6 protein-coding genes are annotated in these 5,508 nt (G+C 65.8%); 4 read left to right on the forward strand and 2 right to left on the reverse strand.

Features of this window, described 5'->3' with window-relative positions; genetic code table 11:
* The 3 genes from JHD07_RS30045 to JHD07_RS30055 form a co-directional block, all read left to right on the forward strand.
* Nucleotides 1-472 (forward strand): cytochrome P450 (locus tag JHD07_RS30045; protein ID WP_291628738.1); only part of this gene is annotated, 472 nt, incomplete at its 5' end.
* Between the two features lie 36 nt (nt 473-508).
* On the forward strand, nt 509-1,171 hold the full coding sequence (locus tag JHD07_RS30050; RefSeq protein WP_291628739.1) for a sulfite oxidase-like oxidoreductase: 663 nt from the start codon (nt 509-511) through the stop codon (nt 1,169-1,171).
* A gap of 27 nt (nt 1,172-1,198) precedes the next feature.
* Nucleotides 1,199-2,422: an alpha/beta fold hydrolase gene (locus JHD07_RS30055; protein ID WP_291628740.1), complete on the forward strand. Its 1,224-nt coding sequence runs from the start codon at nt 1,199-1,201 to the stop codon at nt 2,420-2,422.
* A gap of 9 nt (nt 2,423-2,431) precedes the next feature.
* Here the strand turns inward: JHD07_RS30055 and JHD07_RS30060 are convergent, their stop codons facing one another.
* Complete coding sequence (locus JHD07_RS30060; RefSeq protein WP_291628741.1) at nt 2,432-3,880, reverse strand: PLP-dependent aminotransferase family protein; 1,449 nt, start codon at nt 3,878-3,880, stop codon at nt 2,432-2,434.
* An 82-nt stretch (nt 3,881-3,962) separates the two neighbouring features.
* Between JHD07_RS30060 and JHD07_RS30065 the strand changes: the two genes are divergently transcribed.
* Complete coding sequence (locus JHD07_RS30065; RefSeq protein ID WP_291628743.1) at nt 3,963-4,877, forward strand: DMT family transporter; 915 nt, start codon at nt 3,963-3,965, stop codon at nt 4,875-4,877.
* Here JHD07_RS30065 and JHD07_RS30070 read toward each other — a convergent pair.
* Nucleotides 4,856-5,508, reverse strand: a 653-nt coding sequence (locus JHD07_RS30070; RefSeq protein WP_291628744.1) for a YeeE/YedE family protein, incomplete at its 5' end; no start/stop codon positions are given. The two genes, JHD07_RS30065 and JHD07_RS30070, sit on opposite strands and share 22 nt — an antisense overlap.

Genomic DNA, 5,508 nt, shown 5'->3' on the forward strand with positions numbered 1-5,508 from the left:
GAGCGCGATCGGCTCCTCGCTCTGGCATCTTGCGAAGACACCCGCCGACCGCGAGCGGCTGATCGCCGAGCCGGAGCTGATCCCGACCGCGGTGGAGGAGTTGCTGCGCGCCTATTCGCCGGTGACGATGGCGCGCGAGGTGGTCAAGGAGACGACGGTCTCGGGTTGCCCGGTCAAGCCGGGCAACATGGTGCTGTTGTCCTTCCCGGCTGCGAACCGCGACCCCAAGATGTTTCCGGACGCTGACAAAGTCGTGATCGACCGTCGCGAGAACCGTCACGCCGCCTTCGGTCTCGGCATCCACCGCTGTGTCGGTTCCAACCTGGCGCGCATGGAAATGCAGGTGGCGCTGGAAGAATGGCTGAAGCGGATTCCCGATTTCCGCCTCGATCCGGCAGGCACCGTGACCTGGTCACAGGGCACGGTGCGAGGCCCCCGGCAGTTGCCATTTCTGCTGGGAAAGGCGATGTAGGCTTCTCCAACCCCAGTACGGAGAAGCTGGACGGCCATGGCTGACGACGACACGCCGCCCGACAGCAAGCTGACGCGCACCAAGGAGAAATGGGCGCGCGAGGGCCGCTTCCTCACCGGCAAGGTGATCCGGCCGGAAGATCAGCGGCTGCCGCCGGGGCAGCACCTCACAAAAGATTGGCCGGTGCTCGATCTCGGCGTCACGCCGCCGGTGTCGCGCGAGCGCTGGCGGCTCGACGTCTACGGCGCGGTCGAGAGCCCCGTGTTCTGGACTTTCGACGAGTTCATCGCGCAGAAGCAGGACCGGTTCACCTCCGACATCCATTGCGTGACGACCTGGTCGCGCTATGACAACGAGTGGGACGGGCTCGCGACGCGCGAGCTATTGGCGACCTGCCAGCCACGCGAGGATGCGCGCTTCGTCGTGCTTCATTCCTATGACGGCTACACCACCAATCTCGCGCTGGAAGACTTCGCCGCCGAGGATGCGCTGCTGGCCCATAGCTGGTCGGGCCAGCCGCTGACGGAGGAGCACGGCGGCCCGGTTCGGCTGGTGGTGCCGCACCTCTATTTCTGGAAGAGTGCGAAATGGCTGCAGGCCATCGAATTCCTGACCAAGGATGCACCGGGCTTCTGGGAGGTCCGCGGCTATCATAACCGCGGCGATCCCTGGGCCGAGCAGCGCTACTCGGACGATTAGTCTTCAAGTAGGAACGAGGGGAATCCCATGCCGACGGAGCGCTTTCAGTTCACGGGCGAAGGGGGCCATCAGCTTGCGGCCGCGCTGGAGTTGCCGGACGGCGAGCCCGCGGCCTATGCACTGTTCGCGCACTGCTTCACCTGCGGCAAGGATACGCTGGCGGCCAAGCGCATCTCGGTTGCGCTCGCCGCCAAGGGTATCGCGGTGCTGCGCTTCGACTTCACCGGGCTCGGCTCCAGCCAAGGCGATTTCGCCAATTCGACGTTCTCCTCCAACGTCGCCGACCTCGTGCGCGCGGCGGACCATCTGCGCGAGGTCCGCAAGGCGCCCTCTATCCTGATCGGGCACAGCCTCGGCGGCGCAGCGGTCCTCGCTGCAGCAGGACAAATCCGCGAAGCCAGGGCGGTCGTGACCATTGCGGCGCCGTCCGATCCCGCCCACGTCACGGGTCTGTTCAAAGAGCATATCGACAGCATCCGCTCGCAGGGCGAGGTGGAAGTTTCGCTTGCAGGCCGCCCGTTCCGCATCAAGCGTGAGTTCCTCGACGACATCGCCGAGCACGAACTAATGAAGGGTATCGCTGGCCTGCACAAGGCGCTGCTGGTGATGCACTCGCCGGTCGACGACACCGTCGGAATCGACAACGCGACGAAGATCTTCGTCGCGGCGAAGCATCCGAAGAGCTTCGTCTCGCTCGACCATGCCGATCATCTGCTGAGCAAGCCCGCCGACGCGCTCTACGCGGCCGATGTGGTCGCGGCCTGGGCCAGCCGCTACGTCGACGCGGCGACACCGGCAAAAGCGATGGACCTCCCCGAGGCGCCGCGGCAGGTCGTGGTGCAGGAGACCCGCAAGAGCAAGTTCAACCAGACCATCACCGTCGGGCCGCATCATCTGGTGGCGGACGAGCCTGTTGCGGCTGGCGGCGCAGATGCCGGGCCGGGCCCGTATGACTTCCTGCTCGCCGGCTTAGGTGCCTGCACCTCCATGACCATGCGCCTCTATGCCGACCGCAAGTCGCTGCCGCTCGATCGCGTCACCGTCAGGCTGAAGCATTCCAAGATCCACGCCAAGGACTGCGCGGAATGCGAAACGCGCGAAGGCATGCTCGACCAGATCGAGCGCGACATCGCGATGGAGGGCGCACTCGATGCCGAGCAGCGCAAGAAGCTGATGGAGATCGCCGACAAGTGCCCGGTGCACCGGACCCTGACGTCGGAGATCCGCATTGTGACGACGGCGGTGGACTAGGCACCTGCACTACAAGCACGATGCCATCGTCCGCACGGCCGCGCTGATCTCGCTCTCGCGCCAGGCCGCAAAGCCGAGCAGCAGGCCGTGATCGCGGGGCCTCCCGACCGCCAGGCTTGACAGGGCGCGCGTCTCGACCCCCGCCGCAAGCAGCCGCCTCACTGCCGCCTGATCAGTGCGACCGCGCTTGACACGAGCGACAAGTTGAATGCCTCCAGGGGGCACTTCGACCGAGAGCATCCCGCCGAGCTGTCGTTCCAGTTCGTCGACGAGGTGGTCGCGGCGCGCGTGATAGAGCCGGCGCACCCGGCGCAGATGCGCGAGGAAATGCCCATCGGCGATGAACTCGGCGAGTCCTTCCTGAATGTGACTCGAAGCGAGCAGCCCGCTATGCCGCTGCGCGATTTCCAGGGTGCTGGCCAGTGCCGGCGGCGCCACGAGATAGCCAAGCCGGATGTCCGGCGTCATCGCCTTCGAGAAGGTGCCGACATAGAACACGCGGCCATGGGCATCGAGCCCCTGCAAGGCCGGCACCGGCCTGCTGTCATAATGGAACTCGCCGTCGTAATCGTCCTCCACGATCCAGGTCTTGCCGGGCCTGCTCAGGCTGAGAAATTCGGCGCGGCGGGCCAGCGACATCAGCCGCCCGGTCGGATGCTGGTGCGACGGCGTCATGAAGATCAGCTTTGGTGCTTCAAGCCCCGGCATCCGCTGCATGCCCTGCTCGTCCAGTCCGATACCGGTCACGCTTGCACCGGACGCCCGGAAGGCAGCCGCGGCACCGGGATAACCGGGATCCTCAACCCAGACCTCATCGCCCGGCGTGACCACGGTCGCGGCAATCAAGGTCAAGGCAGCCTGCGCGCTCGGCAGGATCATGATCTGGTCTGCGGTGGCCCGGACACCCCGGCTGGTCGCCAGATAATCCGCGAGCGCCTCGCGCAGGCGCGTCCGGTTAACCGGGCCGAGCTCCCGCCTGGCTGCACGCACGGCACTGCGGCGCAAGCAACGCGCCCAGACCTCGTCCGGAAACTCTCTGAAATCGCCATGCCCCGGGCGCAACGGCCTCAGTGATCCCTGATAGGACATCGGCCAGTCGGTCTGCTTGAGGTTCAGTGCCCAGGGCGAAAGTCGCAGCTCTCCGGAACGACCGCGCGCCGCCGCGGCACGCGCTCCTAAACGACGTCCGCCTCCATCGACCGTAACCACCGGACGGCGGCCGTGCGATGCCGCAACATATCCCTCGGCGGCAAGCTGCTCGTACGCATAAGTGGCGGTGTTCCGGGAGACCCCGAGATCGCTCGCAAGCCGACGGCTCGACGGCAGCATACGACCCTTCCCGAGACGCCCGCTCGCGATCAGGTCTCTAAGCTGGCTCGTCAGCTGCGTCACCAGCCCCGCGTCGTCCGTCCGCTTCAAGTCGATCAGAGCGGAGATCACCTCTTCCGAAACTGGCATCGTACTATTATCCAATCTGGCGCTTTTTTAGGTGCCAGTGGCGATGCTATCCCGCGAACTGGAATGCTTCAAGGACTCCGAGATGAACTCACCTTCACCCCGCGCGGCCGTCGGCCTATTCCTCATTGTCGTGCTGGCCTGGGGTGTGAACTGGTCGGTGACGAAGCAACTCGTGGAATTCGTCTCGCCGCTGTGGACCAGCGCGATCCGGAGTTGGATCGCGCTGGTCGGCCTCATCGTGATCCTCGGACTGAGCAAGAATCTGGTGATCCCGGAACGGCGCGATATACCCGTCATCCTCAGCGTCGCGCTGCTGCACATGACGCTGTTCTCGATCCTCGTCGCGGCGGGCCTGCGCTTCCTGCCGGCGAGCAAGGGCGTCGTGCTCGGTTACACCACGCCACTCTGGGTCGCGCTCGCCGCGCCCATGCTCGGAAAGGAGGTGCTGACCGCGCCCAAGCTTGCCGGCGCTCTGCTCGGACTGATCGGGCTTGCCGTCATCCTGAACCCATCCTCGATCGACTGGACCAGTGCCGGTGTCTTGCTCGGCGCCGGCATGATCATCCTCGCCGCGATCTCCTGGGCCGCGAACATCATCTATCTCCGCGCGCACCGCTGGATCGCGTCTCCGCTCCAACTCCTGCTCTGGCAGGTACTCGTGGCCACGGCCGTGCTGTCGACACTGGCGATAATCATCGACGGGCTGCCGCACGTCGATTGGTCGTGGAGGCTCGTGTCGCTGTTCCTGTATTCAGGCCTGATCGGGACGGCGCTGGCCTATTGGGCGATGTCGATGGTCAACAAGAGCATCTCGGCGCTGACAACCTCGCTCGGGACTACTGCGACGCCGCTTGTCGGCATCGCCAGTGCCGCGATCTTGCTGGGCGAGCCGATCTACGCGAGCCTTGCCGTTGCGGCCGGACTGATCGTCACTGGTATCGGCCTTGCGACGCTCGGCGATCGACTGCTTCGCGGTCAGGCCACTGCGAGCGGCTGAACCCGCAGCGCGCCGCGCAAGCCTGCGGCGGTGCCGAGCAGAATGCCGGCGAGCGCCACGAACGACCCCAGCGCGAGCGTCGAGACGCCTGTCAGCCCCTGCCCAATCGAGCAGCCGAACGCCATCACACCCCCGATGCCCATCAGCGCCGCGCCGCCGCCTGAGCGCAGCATGTGGCGCGGCGAGGAATAGCCTTCGAGCTTGAACCGGCCAGTTGCGAGTGCCGTCACCAGACTGCCGACGAAGACGCCGGCCACCGTCGCGATGCCGAAATTCAGCGTCAGGCCGGTCGAAAGCATGGCATATTGCAGGGCATCCGCGATCGGCGCGATGAAGGTGAGCGAAGTCACCGGGACGGGGTTGAAGTCGTCAGCGCCGAGATAGCCGGTGACGTACCAACCTCCGGCCACCAGCAAGCCCACAATGACACCTGCCGCGATCTGTCCCGGCGAACGACGAAACCCGGCGTGCGCGAACGCGAACGGAATCAGCGCGACAACGATCGCGGCAGCGGCAAGCGCGCGCGAAAGCGGTTCCGCGAGGCCGAGCATCACCAGCACGGACGGCAGCGAATTTGAGCTGACGGTCGCTTGCGAGGCCTGGACCAGCGCGATCCGCGCCGGTGCGATCA

This window comes from Bradyrhizobium sp., assembly GCF_016462955.1.
GTDB lineage: Bacteria > Pseudomonadota > Alphaproteobacteria > Rhizobiales > Xanthobacteraceae > Bradyrhizobium.

Coding starts and splice junctions, on each gene's coding strand:
- JHD07_RS30065 (WP_291628743.1), top strand. CDS start 3,963: ATGAACTCACCTTCACCCCGCGCGGCCGTCGGCCTATTCCTCATTGTC.
- JHD07_RS30050 (WP_291628739.1), top strand. CDS start 509: ATGGCTGACGACGACACGCCGCCCGACAGCAAGCTGACGCGCACCAAG.
- JHD07_RS30055 (WP_291628740.1), top strand. CDS start 1,199: ATGCCGACGGAGCGCTTTCAGTTCACGGGCGAAGGGGGCCATCAGCTT.
- JHD07_RS30060 (WP_291628741.1), bottom strand. CDS start 3,880: ATGCCAGTTTCGGAAGAGGTGATCTCCGCTCTGATCGACTTGAAGCGG.